The organism is Ectopseudomonas toyotomiensis (assembly GCF_017167985.1).
GTDB classification, from domain to species: Bacteria; Pseudomonadota; Gammaproteobacteria; order Pseudomonadales; family Pseudomonadaceae; genus Aquipseudomonas; species Aquipseudomonas toyotomiensis.
Genome location: NZ_CP070505.1, coordinates 1932442 through 1950706, shown reverse-complemented (window position 1 = coordinate 1950706; position 18265 = coordinate 1932442). Strand labels below are relative to the sequence as shown.

Annotated in this window: 20 protein-coding genes; 7 read left to right on the top strand and 13 right to left on the bottom strand. The window is 63.6% G+C overall.

Translation table 11 applies throughout. The features are described from left to right. Positions 1-81: 81 nt before the first annotated feature. Together recG and JWV26_RS08985 are read right to left on the bottom strand one after the other, a co-directional pair. The gene (gene recG / locus JWV26_RS08990) at positions 82-2157 is read right to left on the bottom strand and encodes an ATP-dependent DNA helicase RecG (RefSeq protein ID WP_206418862.1); all 2076 of its coding nucleotides are present in this window, start codon (positions 2155-2157) and stop codon (positions 82-84) included. Between the two features lie 8 nt (positions 2158-2165). Next, entirely contained in the window at positions 2166-3095 is a 930-nt protein-coding gene (locus JWV26_RS08985) for a hydrogen peroxide-inducible genes activator (protein ID WP_003242562.1), read from the bottom strand. 98 nt (positions 3096-3193) lie between these two features. Between JWV26_RS08985 and JWV26_RS08980 the strand changes: the two genes are divergently transcribed. Beyond that, positions 3194-4051 (top strand): NAD-dependent epimerase/dehydratase family protein, encoded by an 858-nt coding sequence (locus tag JWV26_RS08980; protein ID WP_206418861.1) that lies wholly within the window; start codon positions 3194-3196, stop codon positions 4049-4051. Position 4052: 1 nt separating this feature from the next. Then, positions 4053-4853, top strand: coding sequence for a helix-turn-helix transcriptional regulator (locus JWV26_RS08975; RefSeq protein ID WP_206418860.1), 801 nt, complete (start codon positions 4053-4055; stop codon positions 4851-4853). On the opposite strand, the gene JWV26_RS08970 is transcribed toward JWV26_RS08975, so the two are convergent. Further along, on the bottom strand, positions 4816-5394 hold the full coding sequence (locus JWV26_RS08970) for an AAA family ATPase (RefSeq protein WP_206418859.1): 579 nt from the start codon (positions 5392-5394) through the stop codon (positions 4816-4818). The two genes, JWV26_RS08975 and JWV26_RS08970, sit on opposite strands and share 38 nt — an antisense overlap. 78 nt (positions 5395-5472) lie before the next feature. Here JWV26_RS08970 and JWV26_RS08965 point away from each other — a divergent pair, with 78 nt between their 5' ends. Then, complete coding sequence (locus JWV26_RS08965) at positions 5473-6090, top strand: LysE family translocator (protein WP_206418858.1); 618 nt, start codon at positions 5473-5475, stop codon at positions 6088-6090. A 37-nt stretch (positions 6091-6127) separates the two neighbouring features. Here JWV26_RS08965 and JWV26_RS08960 read toward each other — a convergent pair whose 3' ends face one another. The 6 genes from JWV26_RS08960 to JWV26_RS08935 form a co-directional block, all read right to left on the bottom strand. Continuing rightward, on the bottom strand, positions 6128-6859 hold the full coding sequence (locus JWV26_RS08960; RefSeq protein ID WP_196460324.1) for a hypothetical protein: 732 nt from the start codon (positions 6857-6859) through the stop codon (positions 6128-6130). A 55-nt stretch (positions 6860-6914) separates the two neighbouring features. Further along, entirely contained in the window at positions 6915-7295 is a 381-nt protein-coding gene (locus JWV26_RS08955) for a RidA family protein (RefSeq protein WP_013717760.1), read from the bottom strand. Between the two features lie 69 nt (positions 7296-7364). Then, the gene (gene spoT / locus JWV26_RS08950) at positions 7365-9476 is read right to left on the bottom strand and encodes a bifunctional GTP diphosphokinase/guanosine-3',5'-bis pyrophosphate 3'-pyrophosphohydrolase (RefSeq protein ID WP_013717759.1); all 2112 of its coding nucleotides are present in this window, start codon (positions 9474-9476) and stop codon (positions 7365-7367) included. Positions 9477-9539: 63 nt separating this feature from the next. Continuing rightward, the gene (rpoZ, locus tag JWV26_RS08945; protein WP_036998775.1) at positions 9540-9803 is read right to left on the bottom strand and encodes a DNA-directed RNA polymerase subunit omega; all 264 of its coding nucleotides are present in this window, start codon (positions 9801-9803) and stop codon (positions 9540-9542) included. Between the two features lie 94 nt (positions 9804-9897). Further along, the gene (gene gmk / locus JWV26_RS08940) at positions 9898-10518 is read right to left on the bottom strand and encodes a guanylate kinase (RefSeq protein ID WP_206418857.1); all 621 of its coding nucleotides are present in this window, start codon (positions 10516-10518) and stop codon (positions 9898-9900) included. A gap of 149 nt (positions 10519-10667) precedes the next feature. Continuing rightward, positions 10668-11531 carry a YicC/YloC family endoribonuclease gene (locus JWV26_RS08935; RefSeq protein WP_072426175.1) on the bottom strand — a complete coding sequence of 288 codons (864 nt, stop codon included), beginning with the start codon at positions 11529-11531 and terminating at the stop codon, positions 10668-10670. A gap of 174 nt (positions 11532-11705) precedes the next feature. On the opposite strand from JWV26_RS08935, the gene rph reads away from it, so the two are divergent. Together rph and JWV26_RS08925 are read left to right on the top strand one after the other, a co-directional pair. Further along, positions 11706-12425 carry a ribonuclease PH gene (rph, locus tag JWV26_RS08930; RefSeq protein WP_017676064.1) on the top strand — a complete coding sequence of 240 codons (720 nt, stop codon included), beginning with the start codon at positions 11706-11708 and terminating at the stop codon, positions 12423-12425. A 27-nt stretch (positions 12426-12452) separates the two neighbouring features. Beyond that, a complete protein-coding gene (locus JWV26_RS08925; protein WP_074918736.1) occupies positions 12453-12824 on the top strand; it encodes a DUF4870 domain-containing protein in 372 nt (123 codons plus the stop codon). 59 nt (positions 12825-12883) lie between these two features. On the opposite strand, the gene JWV26_RS08920 is transcribed toward JWV26_RS08925, so the two are convergent. Continuing rightward, entirely contained in the window at positions 12884-13663 is a 780-nt protein-coding gene (locus JWV26_RS08920) for an exodeoxyribonuclease III (protein WP_017676062.1), read from the bottom strand. An 80-nt stretch (positions 13664-13743) separates the two neighbouring features. Between JWV26_RS08920 and pyrE the strand changes: the two genes are divergently transcribed. Beyond that, positions 13744-14385: an orotate phosphoribosyltransferase gene (gene pyrE / locus JWV26_RS08915; RefSeq protein WP_013717752.1), complete on the top strand. Its 642-nt coding sequence runs from the start codon at positions 13744-13746 to the stop codon at positions 14383-14385. A gap of 20 nt (positions 14386-14405) precedes the next feature. Further along, a complete protein-coding gene (locus tag JWV26_RS08910; RefSeq protein ID WP_017676061.1) occupies positions 14406-15008 on the top strand; it encodes a DUF4124 domain-containing protein in 603 nt (200 codons plus the stop codon). 11 nt (positions 15009-15019) lie between these two features. Here the strand turns inward: JWV26_RS08910 and JWV26_RS08905 are convergent, their stop codons facing one another. The 3 genes from JWV26_RS08905 to algC form a co-directional block, all read right to left on the bottom strand. Further along, positions 15020-15466 carry an acyl-CoA thioesterase gene (locus JWV26_RS08905; RefSeq protein ID WP_072426176.1) on the bottom strand — a complete coding sequence of 149 codons (447 nt, stop codon included), beginning with the start codon at positions 15464-15466 and terminating at the stop codon, positions 15020-15022. A gap of 367 nt (positions 15467-15833) precedes the next feature. Next, entirely contained in the window at positions 15834-16739 is a 906-nt protein-coding gene (gene argB / locus JWV26_RS08900; RefSeq protein WP_059392869.1) for an acetylglutamate kinase, read from the bottom strand. A 24-nt stretch (positions 16740-16763) separates the two neighbouring features. After that, positions 16764-18158: a phosphomannomutase/phosphoglucomutase gene (gene algC, locus JWV26_RS08895; RefSeq protein ID WP_206419190.1), complete on the bottom strand. Its 1395-nt coding sequence runs from the start codon at positions 18156-18158 to the stop codon at positions 16764-16766. Positions 18159-18265 lie beyond the last annotated feature (107 nt).

Below are 18265 nucleotides of genomic sequence, written 5' to 3'. Positions count from 1 at the left end.
AGCGTTGGCGCATGTGCCCCGGAGTATAACCAGCGAGGATTTGCGCAAAGGTTCGTGGCGACGGCTGTCCTGTGAACAGGTTCACACTTGACCGTATTGCTGGCCGTGACGCAACCAGCGTTCCAACAATGGAGCCACATGTTGTGGCCAATGTTCCAATAGTGCCTGCGCCGCGTCGCGCACGGCGGGCAGGAGGTCGGCATCGCGCATCAGGTCGGCGACCTTGAATTGCAGCAGACCGGTCTGCCGGGTGCCGAGCATTTCCCCCGGCCCCCTGAGTTCGAGGTCCTTCTCGGCGATGACGAAACCGTCGGTGGTCTCGCGCATGATTGCCAGGCGCTCGCGCCCGAGTTGCGACAATGGCGCATGGTAGAGCAGCACGCAATGACTGGCGGCGCTGCCACGGCCGACCCGGCCGCGCAGCTGGTGTAGCTGGGCCAGGCCCAGGCGTTCGGGATTTTCAATGATCATCAGGCTGGCATTGGGTACGTCGACGCCGACCTCGATTACCGTGGTGGCCACCAGCAGCTGCAGCTTGCCTTGCTTGAACTCATCCATCACCGCGGCTTTTTCGGCCGGTTTCATGCGCCCGTGGATCAGCCCGACGCGCAGCTCGCCGAGGGCCGCAGACAGCTCCTCGAAGCTGGTTTCCGCGGCCTGGCAGGTGAGCTCTTCGGATTCTTCGATCAGGGTGCACACCCAGTAGGCCTGGCGCCCCTGCTGGCAGGCATTGCGTACGCGTTCGACCACCTCATCGCGGCGGCTGTCGGCGATCACCAGGGTGTTGACCGGCGTGCGCCCTGGCGGCAGTTCGTCGAGGATCGAGGTGTCCAGATCGGCATAGGCACTCATCGCCAGGGTGCGCGGGATAGGGGTAGCGGTCATGATCAACTGATGCGGACAGAGGCGCCCGTCGATGCCCTTCTGGCGCAGGGCCAGGCGCTGCTGCACGCCGAAGCGGTGCTGTTCGTCGATGATCACCAGGGCCAGGCGCTTGAACTTCACTTCGTCCTGGAACAGGGCGTGGGTGCCGACCACCATCGGGCAGCCGTCGGCGATCTGTTCCAGGGCTGCTGCGCGGGCCTTGCCCTTGAGCTTGCCGGCCAGCCAGGCGACGTCCAGACCAAGCGGTGCCAGCCATTTGCTGAAGTTGAGAAAGTGCTGCTCGGCGAGGATCTCGGTCGGCGCCATCAGTGCCACCTGATAACCGGCCTCCAGTGCCTGCAGGGCGGCCAGCGCGGCGACCACCGTCTTGCCGGCGCCGACATCACCCTGCACCAGGCGCAGCATGGGCTCGCTCTGCGCCAGGTCGTAGGCGATCTCGGCACCGACGCGCTGCTGCGCGCCGGTTGGGGCAAAGCCGAGGTTGGCGAGGTACTGTTGCGGCAGCTTCTGCGCAGGCGGCAGGGCTGGCGCCTGTTGCGCACGCACCTGTTCGCGCAGGCGCTGCAGAGATAGCTGATGAGTCAGCAGTTCCTCGAAGGCCAGGCGATGCTGAGCCCAGTGGCGGCCCTCGGCGAGCTCTTCGACATCGGCGTCCGGCGGCGGCCGATGCAGGTAACGGATGGCCTCGTCCAGCGGCGCCAGGCGATAGTCGCGGGCCAGCTCATCGGGCAGCCAGTCCGGCAGACTGCGTGGGCCCAGGCGCGCCAGGGCCTGCTGGCTGAGCTGGCGCAGGCGCTGCTGGGTGAGGCCTTCGGTGGTCGGGTAGATGGGTGTCAGGCTCTGCTCCACCGGGGCCGGCTCGTCGCCGCTCTGCGCGCGGTATTCCGGATGGTAGATCTCCAGGCCGGTGGCGCCGGGGCGTACTTCACCGTAGCAGCGCAGAGCGGTGCCGCGTTTGAGCCCTTCCTTCTGCGCCTGGCTGAAGTGGAAGAAGCGCAGGCTCAGCGTGCCGCTGCCGTCCTGCAGGCGTACCAGCAGGCTGCGCCGCCGGCCCATGACCACGTCGGCACCGGCGACGATGCCCTCGACCACCGCATCCTGCCCTGGGCGCAGCGCGCCAATTGGGGTGATGCGGGTGCGATCCTGGTAGCGCAGCGGCAGGTGGAACAGCACGTCCTGCAGGTTTTCCAGGCCGACCTTGGCCAGTTTCTCGGCCAGGGCGGCGCCTACGCCTTTGAGCGCAGTGACGGAAACCGCTGCCAGCTCGCTCACCTCTGGCCTCAGACTGCCTTGGTCTGCGGGCTGCGGGCGACCGAGCAGAGGCGGATCGAGTCGGCCAGCACTTCGATGGCGTTGGGCCGCGGGAAGCTGGCGCGCCAGGCGATGGCCACGGTACGGAACGGCACCGGCGCGCTGAGCGGACGCACTTCGATCACGCCGGGCGCATAGTGGTGGCTGTCCACTGCCGAGAACGGCAGGATCGACACGCCGAGGCCGGAGGCGACCATATGGCGGATGGTTTCCAGCGAGCTGGATTCCACCGTGGTGTGCTTGCCGTGATCGTCACCGCCCTTGCGCAGGGTCGGGCAGGCTTCCAGCACCTGATCACGGAAACAATGGCCCTCGCCGAGCAGCAGCAGGCTCTTGTCGTTGAGCAGTTTGGTGTCGATGGTGTCCAGCGCCGCCCAAGGGTGGCCGGCCGGCAGCAGGGCGTAGAACGGCTCGTCGTAAAGCGGCTTGGTCAGCACATCGGCCTCCTGGAACGGCAGGGCGATGATGATGGCGTCCAGCTCGCCGGTGCGCAGCTTGTCGCGCAGGATATGGGTGAAGTTTTCCTCGATGTACAGCGGCATGTCCGGGGCGACCCGGTGCAACTGCGGAATCAGGTGCGGGAACAGATAGGGGCCGACGGTGTAGATGGCGCCAATCTTCAGTGGGGCGGTCAGCTGGTTCTTGCCGGCCTGGGCCAGTTCGCGAATGCCCTGGGCCTGCTCCAGCACCTTCTGTGCCTGGGTGACGATGCCCTCACCGACCGGGGTCAGGCGCACGGCGCTCTTGCTGCGCTCGAAGATCAGTACGCCGAGCTCGTCCTCCAACTTCTTCACGCCCACCGACAGGGTCGGCTGGCTGACGTGGCAACGCTCGGCGGCGCGGCCGAAGTGTTGTTCCTGGGCGAGGGTGACGATGTACCGCAGTTCGGTGAGGGTCATAGTGTTTATCCATTAAATTGCCGACAAGCATAGCCTTTGCAAACAGATGAACCAACCGGGCTAAACTGCGCCTTTGCATAAATGTCATGGAGAAAAGCATGTCCGAATGCAACAGCCTGCTGATTGCCGGGTGTGGAGACGTCGGTACCCGCCTTGGCCTGCGGATGGCCGCACAAGGCTGGCGCGTGATCGGCATGCGCCGCAACGTGGCTGCACTGCCTGCCGCGATCGAGCCGCTGGCCGGCGATCTGCATGCCGATGCCTGTCCGGCGGATTGGCCGCAGGGGCAACTGGATTACCTGGTGTACTGCGCAGCAGCTACCGAGCATGACGAGGCCGGCTATCGCGCCGCCTATATCGAGGGGCTGCGCCGCGTGCTGGACTGGCTGGCGCAACATGGTCAGCGACCTCGACGTATCCTGTTCGCCTCCAGCAGCGGCGTGTACGGGCAGCAGGAAGGCGAGTGGATCGACGAGGACTCTGTGGCTGAGGCCCAGAGTTTTTCTGCGGTGATCATGCGCGAGGCCGAACGTGTCGCGCTCGACAGCGGGTTGCCGGCGACCACGGTGCGTCTGACAGGCCTTTACGGCCCTGGTCGCGAATGGTTGCTGAGCCAGGTGCGCGGCGGCTATCGGGTCAGCGAAACGCCGCCGTTGTATGGCAATCGCATTCATGTCGAGGATGCAGCCGGCCTGTTCGCCACGCTGTTGCAGGCGGATGCCGCCGGTGTGCCCTTGGCCGATTGCTACCTGGGTGTCGACGACGAGCCGGCGCCGCTGCACGAAGTAGTGGGTTGGCTGCGTGAGCAACTAGGCGTCAGCCATTGGAGCGACGAGCAGCGCGTGCGCCGAGCCGGCAGCAAGCGTTGCCGCAATGCCCGCGCTCGTGCGCTGGGTTGGGCGCCGCAGTATCCGAGCTACCGCGAGGGCTATGCGGCGATCCTCGCCGAGCGCTGAAATGGACGCCAACAGCTTGCTGGCCAAGCCCTGGCTGCCGGGCGTCGAGCTGTTTCACGCCGACTTCTCCGGACAGGCCTTTGGCCGTCACAGTCACGATGCCTTTGCCATCGGCGCTATCGTGCAGGGTGTCGGAGGCTACCAGTGCCGAGGTCAGCGCTATGCGCTGCCTGCCGGCACCCTGTCGCTGATGAACCCCGAAGAGCCGCATACCGGGCACGCCGAATCGGCGCGTGTGGTTTATCGCATGCTCTATGTCGAGGAGTCGCGGCTGCCGGCGCTGCTCGGGCGCAAGCGCCTGCCCAATGGCTTCGGCACGCTCAACCCGGATGACGACGGCCAGGTCTCGACAGGCCTGGCACGGCTGGCCGGCGAGTTCGAGCGGGGCGATGCGCTGGTGCTGGAGAGCGAACTGCTGGCGCTGTTGGAGCTGGTCTTTGTCCGCCACGGCGGCTTGCGCGAGGCGCGACCGGCATTTCGTGACAGCGGGGTGACGGCGTACCTGCGTGATTACCTGGAAGCGCACTACGCCGAGGCCGTCAGTCTGGAGCAGCTGGCCGCACTGGTGCAGCGTCACCCACGCCACCTGATCGAAGCCTTCCGCCGTGCCTATGGCGTGCCGCCGCATACCTATCTGCTGCAGCGCCGAGTGCGTGAGGCCAAGCGTAGGTTGTTGCAAGGCCAGGCCCTGGCCGATGTCGCACTGGACCTGGGCTTTTATGACCAGGCGCATTTCAATGGGGTGTTTCGCCGTTTCACCGGGGTCACTCCGGGGCGTTTTCGTACGCTGGCGACGGGTTGAGGCCACTGCACTGCAGCACGAAGTCGCGGCGCTGCGCCAGGCTCATTCGCGGTACCTCGATCAGTCGATAACCGGCTTCTACATAGACTTCGCGCATCACCGCGCAGGTCCGTTCGGCCTCGGCCGCATCCTGGCGGCGCTCGTGGTCGTTGCGGTAGATCTGCGGCCAGTGCGGCAGCAGGAAGACCTGCCTCTGGTAACGCAATTGGCGCACCGCCTGTAGCAGATGCTCGCCGACCGGCAGGTCGTTCAGGCGCAGGTAGCCGATGATATCGACCAGGCTGCGGTCAAAGAACACCGGCCCTTTCCTCGTCAGCGCCTGGCGGTGAGCCCTGAGCTCCCACGCCAGCATCAGTTCGGCGAACAGCCTCGGGTTGTGCCAGGGCAGGCCCAGGCCGGCGATGGCTTGCTGATCACGAATGATCTCCCGACCGGCTTCCTCGACGACGTTTTGGCCCTTCTGGGCCAGGGCTGCCAGCAAACTACTTTTGCCGCTACCGGGGCCGCCGGTTAGGACATGGAAAGGTGGGTGACATGGCATACGCTGGGCTCCTCTGAGTTTTTTCCAATACATCGACACCGCCAGTTGCCGACACTGCCTCCGCCAAACGGAGGTTCCATGTTCGCGTTGTTTCTACTGGTGGCCGGTACTCATTTCGCGGCCTTGCTGTCGCCTGGGCCGGACTTCTTTCTGTTGATTCGCACCGCTCTGGCCAAGGGCCGGCGCCAGGCCGACGGTTGCGCCTGCGGCATTGCGCTGGCCAACCTGCTGAGCATGCTGCTGGTGCTCTTTGCCATGGCGTTGTTACCCGCCGAGGGCAGTTGGCTGTGGCGCTGCTTGCAGGTCGTCGGCGGGCTGTATTTCGCCTGGATCGGCCTGCAGGCGCTGGCCTCGCGGCGAGATCTGGTCCTGCCGCAGGGTGATCAGCTGAGGCTCGGCGGGGTGTGGAAGGGCATGCGTCAGGGCCTTCTGGCCAGCAGCCTCAACCCCAAATTACCGCTGTTCTATGCCGGGCTATTCGGGGTCTTGCGCGAGTCGGCAATGCCGGCATGGGGGCTGGGCCTGGCGATGCTATGGATGACCCTGGTGGTGCTGTTTTGGGATCTGGCGCTGGTGCGCCTGCTCGATCAGGCGCGTTGGCGCAGTTGGTTGCCGCGGCGCGTGCGCTGGCTGGATCGCGGTTGCGGTGGCCTGTTGCTGGCGCTGGGAGGCTGGCTGTTGCTGGGGGCTCTATAGCGTGGCGCCGCTCCTGCCCGGAGGCGGCGCCTGCTGATCAGCGGCGCTTGAGCAGCCAGCGCTGCGGGCCGGGCTGGTACTCGGGCATCTCGTCGAACTGGGCGCGGTTCTGCGCTTCGAAGATGCGCAACTGATTGCCTTCATGCACGAACAACCAGGGGCTACCCTGATCACCGGCTTGCAGCCAGAGACTGTCATGTTCGCCGCTCATGGCCGCGCAGTCGCCTGCCAGGCACAGGGCGAAGCGTTCGGCGCCGGGCAGGCCTTGTACCTGCCCGTCGCTGTTGAAGCGCACCAGGCCGCCCTGGCCCAGACCTTCCTCGATCAGCCAGTCGCCGCCCAGGTAGTCGCGATATAGCGCCTGCTCGAAGCTGCTGCCCAGTGGCTTGGGTTCGCTGGAGCTGTTGACGCGGGCGAAGTGCTGCTCGGGCCAGTATTCGCTGGCGATCTGCAGCAGTTCGCCGTTCTGTATGGCGAGCTGCTCGTTGTAATCACCGTAGAAGGTGACCTGCCAACGCCCCTCTCCAGCACCCTGCAGCCTGCCTTCGGCCAGTTCGAAGCCGTTGCTGTAGCTGGCCTGCTGACGTTCAGGATCGATATGCCATTCGAGGTTGGGCCCATAGGCGAGCAGGGCTTCGCGCAGGCGACCGCTCTCGCGGGCGGCATCGATGGCTGCCTGGTTGATCCAGGTACCGCTCGGGTCGTTGTTCGGTGTGCTGGCGCAGCCGCCGAGTAGGGCAGCCAGTAACAGCAGAGGAAGCAGACGCATGGCGATCTCCATGCCGGGGAAGGGCGAGCGGGGCCTGCTGCCCCGCTCGAACGACTTACTCGATGACCAGAATAGCGTCCATTTCCACCTGCGCGCCGCGCGGCAGGGCAGCGACGCCGATGGCAGCGCGCGCCGGGTAGGGCTGCTCGAAGTAGCGGCCCATGACCTCGTTGACCTTGGCGAAGTGCGACAGGTCGGTGAGGAAGATGTTCAGCTTGACGATGTCCTTGAACGAGCCGCCGGCGGCTTCGGCGACGGCCTTGAGGTTCTCGAAGACCTGCACGGTCTGTGCTTCGAAGCCCTCGACCAGCTCCATGCTCACCGGGTCCAGCGGAATCTGGCCGGACATGTAGACGGTGTTGCCCGCCTTGATCGCCTGGGAGTAGGTGCCGATGGCGGCGGGGGCCTTGTCGCTGGTGATGACGGTCTTGCTCATGAATCGCTCCTTGTGAGAACTGGCTGGGTCGAGGCACCCAGCCTACAGACTGGAAACAGGGGAATTGTGTCAGGCGCGTACTCGGGTGATACGCATCACGCCCTTGAGCGCGCGCAGTTTCTTGATCACGCGGGCCAGGTGCACGCGGTCATGCACGCTGACCACCAACTGCACCACGCTGATACGGCCGTCGCGTTCGTCCATGCTGATCTTCTCGATGTTTCCATCGGCGGCATTGACGCTGCTGGCCAGCAGAGCGATCAGGCCGCGCTGGTGTTCCAGCTCGACGCGCAGTTCGACGTTGAATTCGCCGGTGACATCCTTGGCCCAGTTGAGCTGGATGCATTTTTCCGGATTGTGGCGGATGTCGACGATGTTCCGGCAGCTTTCCATGTGCACCACCATGCCCTTGCCAGCGGACAGATAGCCGACGATGGGATCGCCCGGGATCGGCGTGCAGCACTTGGCGTAGCTCATCACCAGGCCCTCAGTGCCGCGGATCGCCAGCGGCCCTTCGCTGCTCGGCAGGGTTTCGTCGCCACTCTCGGCCAGCAGGCGGCGGGCCACGACGTAAGCCATGCGGTTGCCCAGGCCGATGTCTTCGAGCAGGTCCTCGATGACTTCCTGGCGGTATTCGCCGAGTACCGCCTGTACGCGCTCGGGTGCGATCTTTTCCAGGTGCGTATCGAAGCTGGCCAGCACCTTGTTCAGCAGGCGTTCGCCGAGGCTGATGGATTCCGAGCGGCGCTGCTGCTTGAGGGCGTGGCGGATATGCGTGCGCGCCTTGCCGGTGACCACGAAGTTGAGCCAGGCCGGATTCGGCCGGGCGCCCGGCGCGGTGACGATTTCTACCGTCGAGCCACTTTCCAGTGCCTGCGACAGCGGCGCCAGGCGCCGATTGATGCGGCAGGCGATGCAGGTGTTGCCGACGTCGGTGTGTACCGCGTAGGCGAAGTCGACCGCGGTGGAGCCCTTCGGCAGCTCCATGATGCGGCCCTTGGGCGTGAACACGTAGACCTCGTCGGGGAACAGGTCGATCTTCACGCTCTCGATGAATTCCAGCGAGTTGCCGGCGCGTTGCTGCAGTTCCAGTACACCCTTGACCCACTGACGCGCGCGAGCGTGGTTGCCCTTGGGCGCTTCGTCTTCGTTGGACTTGTACAGCCAGTGCGCGGCGATGCCGTTGTTGGCCATCTCTTCCATTTCGCGGGTGCGGATCTGGATCTCGATGGGCACGCCGTGCATGCCGAACAGCGTGGTGTGCAGCGACTGGTAGCCGTTGGCCTTGGGGATCGCGATGTAATCCTTGAAGCGGCCGGGCAGCGGCTTGTACAGGTTATGCACGGCGCCGAGCACGCGGTAGCAGGTGTCGACCTTGTCGACGATGATGCGGAAGGCGTAGACGTCCATGATCTCGTTGAACGCCTTACGCTTGCCGCGCATCTTCTGGTAGATGCTGTAGAGGTGCTTCTCGCGGCCGATCACCTCGCCTTCCATGCCTTCGCGCTGCAGGCACATCTGGATCGATTCCTCGATCTTGGCGACGATTTCCTTGCGGTTGCCCCGAGCGCGGCGCACGGCGGCGCGGATGCGCTCGGAGCGCATCGGATGCATGGCCTTGAAGCCCAGGTCTTCGAACTCCACGCGCATGTTGTGCATGCCCAGCCGGTTGGCGATGGGTGCGTAGATTTCCAGGGTTTCCTTGGCGATGCGCCGGCTCTTCTCGTGCGGCATGGCATCGAGGGTGCGCATGTTGTGCAGGCGGTCGGCGAGCTTGACCAGAATCACGCGGATGTCGCGGGCCATGGCCATGGCCATCTTCTGGAAGTTCTCGGCCTGCGCCTCGGCCTTGGTCTCGAAGTTCATCTGGGTCAGCTTGCTGACCCCGTCGACCAGTTCGGCCACGGTTTCGCCGAACTGCGCGTTGAGCGCTTCCTTGGCGATGCCGGTGTCTTCGATCACGTCGTGCAGCATGGCGGCCATCAGGCTCTGATGATCCATGTGCATATCGGCGAGGATGCTGGCCACGGCCAGCGGATGGGTCACGTAGGCTTCGCCACTGCGGCGGCGTTGGCCATCGTGCGCCTGTTCGGCGTAGAAGTAGGCTCGGCGCACCAGGTTGACCTGGTCATGGCCGAGATAGGCCGAAAGTCGGTCGGCGAGAGCGTCTATGCCAGCCATGGGGTATTCCCCTCAGGGCTGGCTTGGCTACACGCCGCGCGACTTCGACCCGGCATCATCGACTTACAGAGGCTCGTTTGCCTCTTCCTCGAAGGCAGCGAACAGTGGTTCTTCTTCGACGATGTCTTCCTGGGCGATCACTTCGTAGTCCACCAGGCCGGCAGCGATTTCGCGCAGGGCCACTACGGTGGGCTTGTCGTTTTCCCAAGCCACTTTCGGCTCTTTGCCGCCGGTGGCCAGCTGGCGCGAACGCTTGGTCGCGAGCATGACCAGTTCGAAGCGGTTATCAACGTTGTCCAGGCAATCTTCGACGGTAACGCGAGCCATGGTGTTCCTCGTAACTTGTGCGGATAAGCTTGGCCCGAGCGGGCGAGCGGACTGAATAGTCTAAAAAATCACCAGCGACAATGGAAGCGCTGTTTTACGCCAGCAGTTCGCTGAGCAGCCCGGCATGGCGCTGCTGCTGTTGTGTTTGCGACAGCTGGTTGCTGCGGAAGATGGCTTTCAGGTCGCTCAGGGCGTGGTTGAAGTCGTCGTTGATCACCAGGTAGTCGTATTCGACGTAGTGGCTCATCTCGCTGACGGCCTCGCGCATGCGCCGTTCGATGATCTCGCCGCTGTCCTGGCCGCGGTTGGTCAGGCGGTGACGCAAAGCTTCCTGAGTCGGCGGCAGGATGAAGATGGATTTGGCCTGCGGCATCAACTTGCGCACCTGCTGTGCACCCTGCCAGTCGATCTCCAGAATCAGGTCGAAGCCTTCGGCCAGGGTCTGCTCGACCCACTTCTGCGAGGTGCCGTAGAGATTGTCGAAGACCTGGGCATGTTCGAGGAACTCACTGCGTTCGAGCATGGCGTTGAAGTGCGCATGGTCGACGAAGTGGTAGTTGACCCCGTCCACCTCACCTGGACGCATGGCGCGGGTGGTATGCGAGACCGAGACGCGAATCTGCGCCTCGCTGTCGATCAGGGCCTTGACCAGGCTGGTCTTGCCGGCGCCGGAGGGTGCGGAAACGATGTAGAGGGTGCCGGTCGTGGTGGCCATGAAAAACGTCCTGAGAAATCTTGCGGAATTTTAAAAGCGTAGCGAGCGACGGCTAGGCAAGGCGAAATCAGGTGAGAAAGCGGAGTTTACGACTGTAAATGAGCATTTCGAACCTGATTTCAACGCGGCATAGCCTAGCGCAGTAGTTTTTACTCGATGTTCTGCACTTGCTCGCGCATCTGTTCGATGAGCACCTTCAGATTGACCGCAGCCTGCGTGCTGCGCGGATCGAAGGCCTTGGAGCCGAGGGTATTGGCCTCGCGGTTGAGCTCCTGCATCAAAAAATCCAGACGCCGCCCGGCAGCGCCGCCGGCCTTGAGCACGCGACGCACTTCGCTGACATGGGTACTGAGGCGATCCAGCTCCTCGGCCACGTCGCTCTTCTGCGCCAGCAGTACCAGCTCCTGCTCCAGGCGTTGCGGGTCGAGCTCGGCCTGCATCTCGGCGAAGCGGGTTTCGATCTTGGCGCGCTGCCCGGCGAGCATCTGCGGCACCAGCTCGCGCAGGGCGGCGACTTCGTCGAGGATGCTGTCGAGGCGCTCGTTGAGCAGCTTGGCCAGCTCGGCGCCTTCGCGGGCACGGCCGGCCTTGAGTTCACCCAGTGCCTGGTCGAACAGCTTCAGCGCGGCGGCGTTGAGCGCTTGCGGATCGGCCGAGTCGGCCACCAGCACGCCGGGCCAGGCCAGCACTTCCAGCGGGTTGAGCGGGGCCGGTTGCTGGATCAGTGCGGCGACCTGTTCGGCAGCGGCAATCAGTTGGCGGGCGCGGTCGGCGTCGACCTGCAGCGGCTTGCCGGCACTTTCTTCGGCGAAGCGCAGGGTGCACTCCACCTTGCCGCGTGACAGCCCCTGGCGCAGCGCTTCGCGTACCGCGCCTTCGAGGTCGCGGAAGGCTTCCGGCAGGCGCAGGTGCGGCTCGAGATAGCGGTGGTTGACCGAGCGCAGCTCCCAGCTCAGTGTGCCGTGAGCGGTTGCCTGCTCGTTGCGGGCAAAGGCCGTCATGCTGTGAACCATGGGATACCTCGTGGAAGTCGGCTCGAAAAACGCAGGATTGTAGCTCACGGCGCCTACCCATTTCATGTGCAGGCGATCAGGCCTGCCATCTGCTGGCGCCAATTCGGCGTGTCGCCTTGCTCGGGCGCCCCTATAATGCGCACTGTTTTCACTTAATGAAGTAGGTATCGCTCGATGAAACGTCCCAGTGGCCGCGCCGCCGATCAGTTGCGCTCGATTCGCATCACCCGCAACTACACCAAGCACGCCGAGGGCTCGGTGCTCGTGGAGTTCGGCGATACCAAGGTGATTTGCACCGTCAGCGTCGAATCCGGCGTGCCGCGCTTCCTCAAGGGGCAGGGCCAGGGCTGGCTGACTGCCGAATACGGCATGCTGCCGCGCGCCACCGGCGAGCGTAACCAGCGTGAGGCCAGCCGCGGCAAGCAGGGCGGGCGTACCCTGGAAATCCAGCGCCTGATCGGCCGTTCGCTGCGTGCAGCACTGGACATGACCAAGCTGGGCGAGAACACCCTGTACGTCGATTGCGACGTGATCCAGGCTGACGGTGGCACCCGCACCGCCTCCATCACTGGCGCCATGGTGGCGCTGATCGATGCCCTGAAAGTGCTGAAGAAGCGTGGTTCGCTCAAGGGCGAGCCGCTCAAGCAGATGATCGCAGCGGTGTCGGTCGGCATCTACCAAGGCGAGCCGGTGCTGGATCTGGACTACCTGGAAGACTCCGCCGCCGAGACCGACCTCAACGTGGTGATGACCAATGCCGGTGGCTTCATCGAAGTGCAGGGTACGGCCGAGGGCGCGCCGTTCCAGCCCGATGAGTTCAACGCCATGCTGGCACTGGCGCAGAAAGGCATGAACGAGATCTTTGAACTGCAGAAGGCCGCTCTGGTCGACTGAAACCCGTAACGAGCAAGGAGCACCAGGATGAATGACGATATGCAAAACCCGCTTCCGACGCCCAGTCAGGAGGCGCGTCAGTGGGCCATGTTCTGTCACTTCGCCGCGTTTCTCGGCCTGGTGTTCCCCTTCGGCAATCTGCTTGGCCCGCTGATCATCTGGCAGATCAAGAAAGACCTCGACCCCTTCGTCGATGCGCAGGGCAAGGAAGCGCTGAACTTCCAGATCAGCGTGGCATTGGCCGCAGTGGTCTGTTTCATTCTGATGGTGGTGGTGATCGGCTTCCCGCTGCTGATGCTGTTGGGCCTGGCGGCGCTGGTGTTGACCATCATCGCGGGTATCAAGGCCAACGAAGGGCAACCCTATCGTTACCCCTTCAGTTGGCGTTTGGTGAAGTAAACCTGCATGCAACAAAAAGCCGGCGATCAGCCGGCTTTTTCATACCTGTTGCCTGTCGATCAGATGCTGAGAATCCAGTCGTAATCGACGATCAGCGGCGCATGCTGGGAGAAGCGCGGCTGACGTGGCAGGCGTGCGCTGCGCACACTACGGCGCATGCCCGGAGTGAGCAGCTGGTAGTCGAAGCGGTAGCCCAGGTTGAGCATTTCCGCTTGCTCGTTATCCGGCCACCAACTGAACTGGTCACCTTCGCGGCTGACTTCGCGCAGGGCATCGACATAACCCATATTGCCAACCACCTCGTCCATCCAGGCGCGCTCGGGCGCCAGGAAACCTGGTGATTGCTGGCAGTCACGCCAGTTCTTCACGTCCAGCTTCTGGTGCGCTACATGCAGCGAGCCGCAGTAGATGTACTCGCGACGCTTGCGGCGTTGCTTGTCCAGATAATGGGTGAAGTCGTCCATGAACTTGAATTTCTGATTCAAGCTCTCGTCACCGTCCCGCCCGCTTGGCAGCAGCAGGGTGGCGATACTTACCTTGTCGAAATCGGCCTGCAGGTAGCGCCCGTAGCGATCGGCCATCTCGAAGCCGAGGCCGCTGATCACCGCCTTGGGTTGCAATCGCGAGTAGAGCGCCACGCCACCTTGGCTGGGCACTTCACCGTCGCATGCATAGAGGAAATAACCATCCAGTTGGAAGGCTTGGTCGTCCATTTCAAAGGCGGAGGCACGGGTGTCTTGCAGGCAGATCACGTCGGCATTCTGGGCTTGCAGCCAGCTGAGCAGACCTCGCTCGGCCGCAGCCTGAATACCATTCACGTTCACACTGATGATCCGCATAAATGGCCCCCAAAAACACGTGCGTGTATGATACCCGAGCTCACCTCATTTAGCTAAATCCGTGCCGTCCGGGACTTTTCATGCAAGCGTACCAGCGCGATTTCATTCGCTTTGCCATCGAACGCGGTGTTCTGCGTTTCGGTCAGTTCACCCTCAAGTCCGGGCGTACCAGCCCTTATTTCTTCAATGCCGGCCTGTTCGACAGTGGTCTGGCGCTGGCTCAACTGGGGCGTTTCTACGCGGCGGCCATCGTCGATAGCGGGATCGACTTCGACGTGCTGTTCGGCCCGGCCTACAAGGGCATTCCGTTGGCTGCGACCACTGCCGTGGCGCTGGCCGAGCATCATCAGCGCGATCTGCCCTGGTGCTTCAACCGCAAGGAAGCCAAGGACCATGGCGAGGGCGGCACCCTGGTCGGCGCGCCGCTCAAGGGCCGTGTGCTGATCGTCGATGACGTGATCACTGCCGGCACCGCAATCCGCGAGGTCATGCAGATCATCCAGGGCCAGGGCGCTCAGGCTGCCGGCACCTTGATCGCGCTGAACCGTCAGGAGCGTGGTCAAGGCGAGCTTTCCGCCATTCAGGAAGTCGAGCGCGACTTCGGCATGCCCGTAGTGAGCATCGTGTCACTCGAACAGGTACTGGAATATCTGGCAGGGGATGCTGAACTGAAGCAATATCTGCCGGCTGTCGAGGCCTATCGCGCCGAGTACGGAATCTAGCCCTAGCACAAGGTCGTCCTATGCCTGCACCGCTCCTGACCCGCTGTACGCTGCTTTGTAGCCTGCTACTGCCGTTGTCGGGGGTGGCTGCCGAGCTCTATCGTTATGTCGACGACAAGGGCGTGACAGTGCTCAGCCGCCAGGGCGTGCCGCCCGAGTTCATCGGCAAGGGGTACGAGGTGCTCAATGATCAGGGGCGCGTGCTACGGGTGATCCCGCCAGCCCCTACGCCCGAAGAGTTTGCCCGTATGCAGGCGGACAAGGCGCGTGCCAGCAGCGATGCCCAGTTGCTGCGTCTGTACACCAATCTTGACGATGTCGACCGTGCCCGTGAGCGCAAGCTGGCCGAGCTCGACAGCGTCACCAGCGTCGCGCGTGGCAATCTGCAGTCGGTGCGTACTCAGCAGGCCAACCTGCAGAGCCAGGCCGCCGACCATGAGCGTGCCGGGCGCCAGGTGCCGGAACATTTGCTGGCGCAGATCAACAACCTCAAGGAAGAGCAGCAGCGCCTGCAGCGTGATATCGCGCGTTACAAGGAAGCCCGCACTCAGGCCGAGGCCGGTTTTGCCGCTGATCGCGCGCGCCTGGCCGAGCTGTTCGGCGAGCCGCAGAAAAAGCCTTAGGGCTCAGTCATTCAGCCTTGCGGCTGAGTGTTCTCGAAACTCTCGATCTTTTCCCTGAGCCACTGCGGCAGCGGGGCGCTGCTGCGTGTCGCACCGTCGGCGTGAACATAGACGATTTCGCCGCTGGTCAGTAGCTCGCCGTCGCGCCAGATGCCGAGCGCAAAGGTCAGGCTGGATCGGCCCAGACGCGCGCTGCGCACGCCAATCTGCAGTTGATCGTCGAAGCGCGCCGGGGCGCGGTATTCGAGCAAGGTGCGGATGGCGAAAAAGTCGCCACCGTCCTGTGCCAAGTCACCCGGATAGGCGACGCCCAGCGCGCGAAAGTATTCGGTGATGGCAACGTCGGCGTAGGTCAGGTAGTGGCCATTGAAGACGATGCTTTGCGGATCGACTTCGGCCCAGCGCACGCGCAACGCATGGAAGAAACTGAACTGGCTGAGTTCGGGAAGGCTGCTCATGGGCGTTCCTGATCAGGGGGGCTGGTGAGCGTGCATGTTGAGGAGGGTTGCGGCAAGTTCGAGTCGGTGTGCGGATGGCTTGCGATAAGGTTACTCGATGGTCGGTACCGGGGTACGTACCAACTACGGATTGCCCTGCGCTTGCCGGGCCTACCCTAGGGGCACCAGGCTTTGGTTTGTACTCGTTTATCTGAAGAGGGCGTGTGGAATCTTGCCCTCTCCCGCCCTGCGGGCACCCCGCTCCGCGCCCCGGCCTGATCGCCAGCGATCAGGCGCTCATCGGCGCAGGAAGCAGTGCTTCCAAAAGCGCGCCTCATCGCCCCGCAAGCGGGAGAGGGTCATCAGAAGGCCGCGTGGCGGCCGCTGTCTAAGGGCGTTTGCGGTTGCTGATCATGGTGCCGTTGCCGATATCGGTGAAGATCTCCAACAGCACAGCATTGGGTACACGGCCATCGATGATGTGCGAACTGGTCACGCCACCCTGCACCGCTTCCAGGGCGCATTTGATCTTCGGCAGCATGCCGCCGTAGATGGTGCCGTCGGCAATAAGATCGTTGACCTGCTCGGTAGTGAGGCCGGTGAGCACCTCACCCTGCTTGTTCATCAGGCCGGCGATGTTGGTCAGCAGCATCAGTTTCTCGGCCTTCAGCGCCTCAGCCACCTTGCCAGCGACCAGGTCGGCGTTGATGTTGTAGGACTCGCCGCCCGGACCGACGCCGATGGGCGCGATGACCGGGATGAAGTCGCCCTTGACCAGCATGTTGAGCAGGTCGGTGTTGACCCCGGTGACCTCGCCGACATGACCGATGTCGATGATTTCCGGCTGGGTCATCTCAGGGGTCTGGCGGCTGACCGTGAGCTTCCTGGCGCGGATCAGGCCGGCATCTTTACCGGTCAGGCCGATGGCGCTGCCGCCATGCTGGTTGATCAGGTTGACGATGCTCTTGTTGACCTGGCCACCGAGCACCATTTCCACCACGTCCATGGTGGCGGTGTCAGTGACACGCATACCGTCGATGAAGTGGCTCTCGATGGACAGGCGCTTGAGCAAATCACCGATCTGCGGGCCGCCGCCGTGCACCACCACCGGGTTGATGCCGACCGCCTTCATCAGCACGATGTCGCGGGCGAAGCCCTGCTTGAGCTCCTCGCTTTCCATGGCGTTGCCGCCGTACTTGATCACCAGGGTCTTGCCGACGAAGCGGCGAATGTAGGGCAGGGCTTCGGACAGTACCTTGGCAACCTGGGCAGCGGCGTCACGCTCGAGGGTCATGCAGGGGCTCCTGGAACAAATCGGTCAAAAGGGCAGTTGCAGGTCGGGGGCGACCTTGAGCAGTTGGGCGCGGAACACATCCTGGATACGCTCCAGCTCTTCCTGGGTGTCGGCCTCGAAGCGCAGTACCAGCACCGGTGTGGTGTTGGACGCACGGATCAGGCCCCAGCCCTTGGGATAATCGACGCGTACACCGTCGATGCTGGTGATGTTCGCCTCGCCCCACTGGCCTTCACGCTGCAGGCGTTCGATCATGCCGAACTTGGTCTGCTCGGTGACCTTGATGTTGATTTCCGGCGTGGAAATGTCGCTGGGGAAGGCGCTGAACACCTGCTCGGCGTTGCGTTTTTCCAGGCTGAGGATTTCCAGCAGACGGGCAGCGCTGTAGATGCCGTCGTCGAAACCGTACCAGCGCTCCTTGAAGAAGATATGACCGCTCATCTCGCCGGCCAGCAGGGCACCGGTTTCCTTCATTTTCTTCTTGATCAGCGAATGGCCGGTCTTCCACATCACCGGGCGACCGCCGTAGCCGCTGATCAGCGGGGTCAGGCGACGGGTGCATTTGACGTCGAAGATGATGTCGGCGCCGGGGTTGCGCGAGACCACGTCCTTGGCGAACAGCATCAGTAGGCGGTCGGGGTAGACGATGTTGCCGGTGTTGGTCACCACGCCGACGCGGTCACCGTCGCCATCGAAGGCCAGGCCCAGGTCGGCGTTTTCCGCTTTGACGCGGGCGATCAGGTCGACCAGGTTCTCCGGTTTGCCCGGATCCGGGTGGTGGTTGGGGAAGGTGCCGTCCACTTCGCAGAACAGCGGAATCACGCTGCAGCCCAGAGCTTCGATCAGTTGCGGGGCGATCACGCCAGCGGCGCCATTGCCGCAGTCGACCACCACGCGCAGTGGCTTGGCCAGGGCGATGTCGTCACGAATGGTCTTGAAGTAGCGCTGCAGCACGTCGACCTGCTGCACGCTGCCGACGCCTATGGCCAGGTCGTTGTTGTCCAGGCGCGTCTTCAGCGCGAGGATCTGTTCGTTGGCCAGGGTGTCGCCGGCGATGATGATCTTGAAGCCGTTGTAGTCCGGCGGATTGTGGCTGCCGGTGAGCATCACGGCCGAGCGGCCTTCCAGCACGTTGGCAGCGAAGTACACCACCGGGGTCGGCACCATGCCGATATCGGTCACTTCGCAGCCGCAGTCGAGCAGGCCCTGTACCAGTTGCTGCAGCAGTTCCGGGCCGGAGAGGCGGCCGTCGCGGCCAACGATGACCTTGGGCTCGCCCTGGGCCAGGCTCTGCGAGCCGATGGCGCGGCCAATCCAGTAGGCATATTCGGCGGTCAGGGTATCGCCCACCACGCCACGGATGTCGTAGGCGCGGAAAATGTCGGCGGGAAGTTTCGGGGCGCTTTGGCTAGTGCTCATTGCGGGGCTCTGCTCCAGTCCCAGGAGATCCTGGTCTTCATCGAGAATGTCGATATCGAGGATATCGGTGTCCTGAAACAGCGGGTCGACCAGCTCGGCTGGCTTGG

Coding starts and splice junctions, on each gene's coding strand:
- JWV26_RS08975 (WP_206418860.1), top strand. CDS start 4,053: ATGGACGCCAACAGCTTGCTGGCCAAGCCCTGGCTGCCGGGCGTCGAG.
- argB (WP_059392869.1), bottom strand. CDS start 16,739: ATGACCCTCGAGCGTGACGCCGCTGCCCAGGTTGCCAAGGTACTGTCC.
- rph (WP_017676064.1), top strand. CDS start 11,706: ATGAAACGTCCCAGTGGCCGCGCCGCCGATCAGTTGCGCTCGATTCGC.
- algC (WP_206419190.1), bottom strand. CDS start 18,158: ATGAGCACTAGCCAAAGCGCCCCGAAACTTCCCGCCGACATTTTCCGC.
- JWV26_RS08980 (WP_206418861.1), top strand. CDS start 3,194: ATGTCCGAATGCAACAGCCTGCTGATTGCCGGGTGTGGAGACGTCGGT.
- JWV26_RS08920 (WP_017676062.1), bottom strand. CDS start 13,663: ATGCGGATCATCAGTGTGAACGTGAATGGTATTCAGGCTGCGGCCGAG.
- JWV26_RS08955 (WP_013717760.1), bottom strand. CDS start 7,295: ATGAGCAAGACCGTCATCACCAGCGACAAGGCCCCCGCCGCCATCGGC.
- gmk (WP_206418857.1), bottom strand. CDS start 10,518: ATGGCCACCACGACCGGCACCCTCTACATCGTTTCCGCACCCTCCGGC.
- JWV26_RS08970 (WP_206418859.1), bottom strand. CDS start 5,394: ATGCCATGTCACCCACCTTTCCATGTCCTAACCGGCGGCCCCGGTAGC.
- JWV26_RS08985 (WP_003242562.1), bottom strand. CDS start 3,095: ATGACCCTCACCGAACTGCGGTACATCGTCACCCTCGCCCAGGAACAA.
- rpoZ (WP_036998775.1), bottom strand. CDS start 9,803: ATGGCTCGCGTTACCGTCGAAGATTGCCTGGACAACGTTGATAACCGC.
- spoT (WP_013717759.1), bottom strand. CDS start 9,476: ATGGCTGGCATAGACGCTCTCGCCGACCGACTTTCGGCCTATCTCGGC.
- JWV26_RS08965 (WP_206418858.1), top strand. CDS start 5,473: ATGTTCGCGTTGTTTCTACTGGTGGCCGGTACTCATTTCGCGGCCTTG.
- JWV26_RS08960 (WP_196460324.1), bottom strand. CDS start 6,859: ATGCGTCTGCTTCCTCTGCTGTTACTGGCTGCCCTACTCGGCGGCTGC.
- JWV26_RS08925 (WP_074918736.1), top strand. CDS start 12,453: ATGAATGACGATATGCAAAACCCGCTTCCGACGCCCAGTCAGGAGGCG.
- JWV26_RS08935 (WP_072426175.1), bottom strand. CDS start 11,531: ATGGTTCACAGCATGACGGCCTTTGCCCGCAACGAGCAGGCAACCGCT.
- JWV26_RS08910 (WP_017676061.1), top strand. CDS start 14,406: ATGCCTGCACCGCTCCTGACCCGCTGTACGCTGCTTTGTAGCCTGCTA.
- pyrE (WP_013717752.1), top strand. CDS start 13,744: ATGCAAGCGTACCAGCGCGATTTCATTCGCTTTGCCATCGAACGCGGT.
- JWV26_RS08905 (WP_072426176.1), bottom strand. CDS start 15,466: ATGAGCAGCCTTCCCGAACTCAGCCAGTTCAGTTTCTTCCATGCGTTG.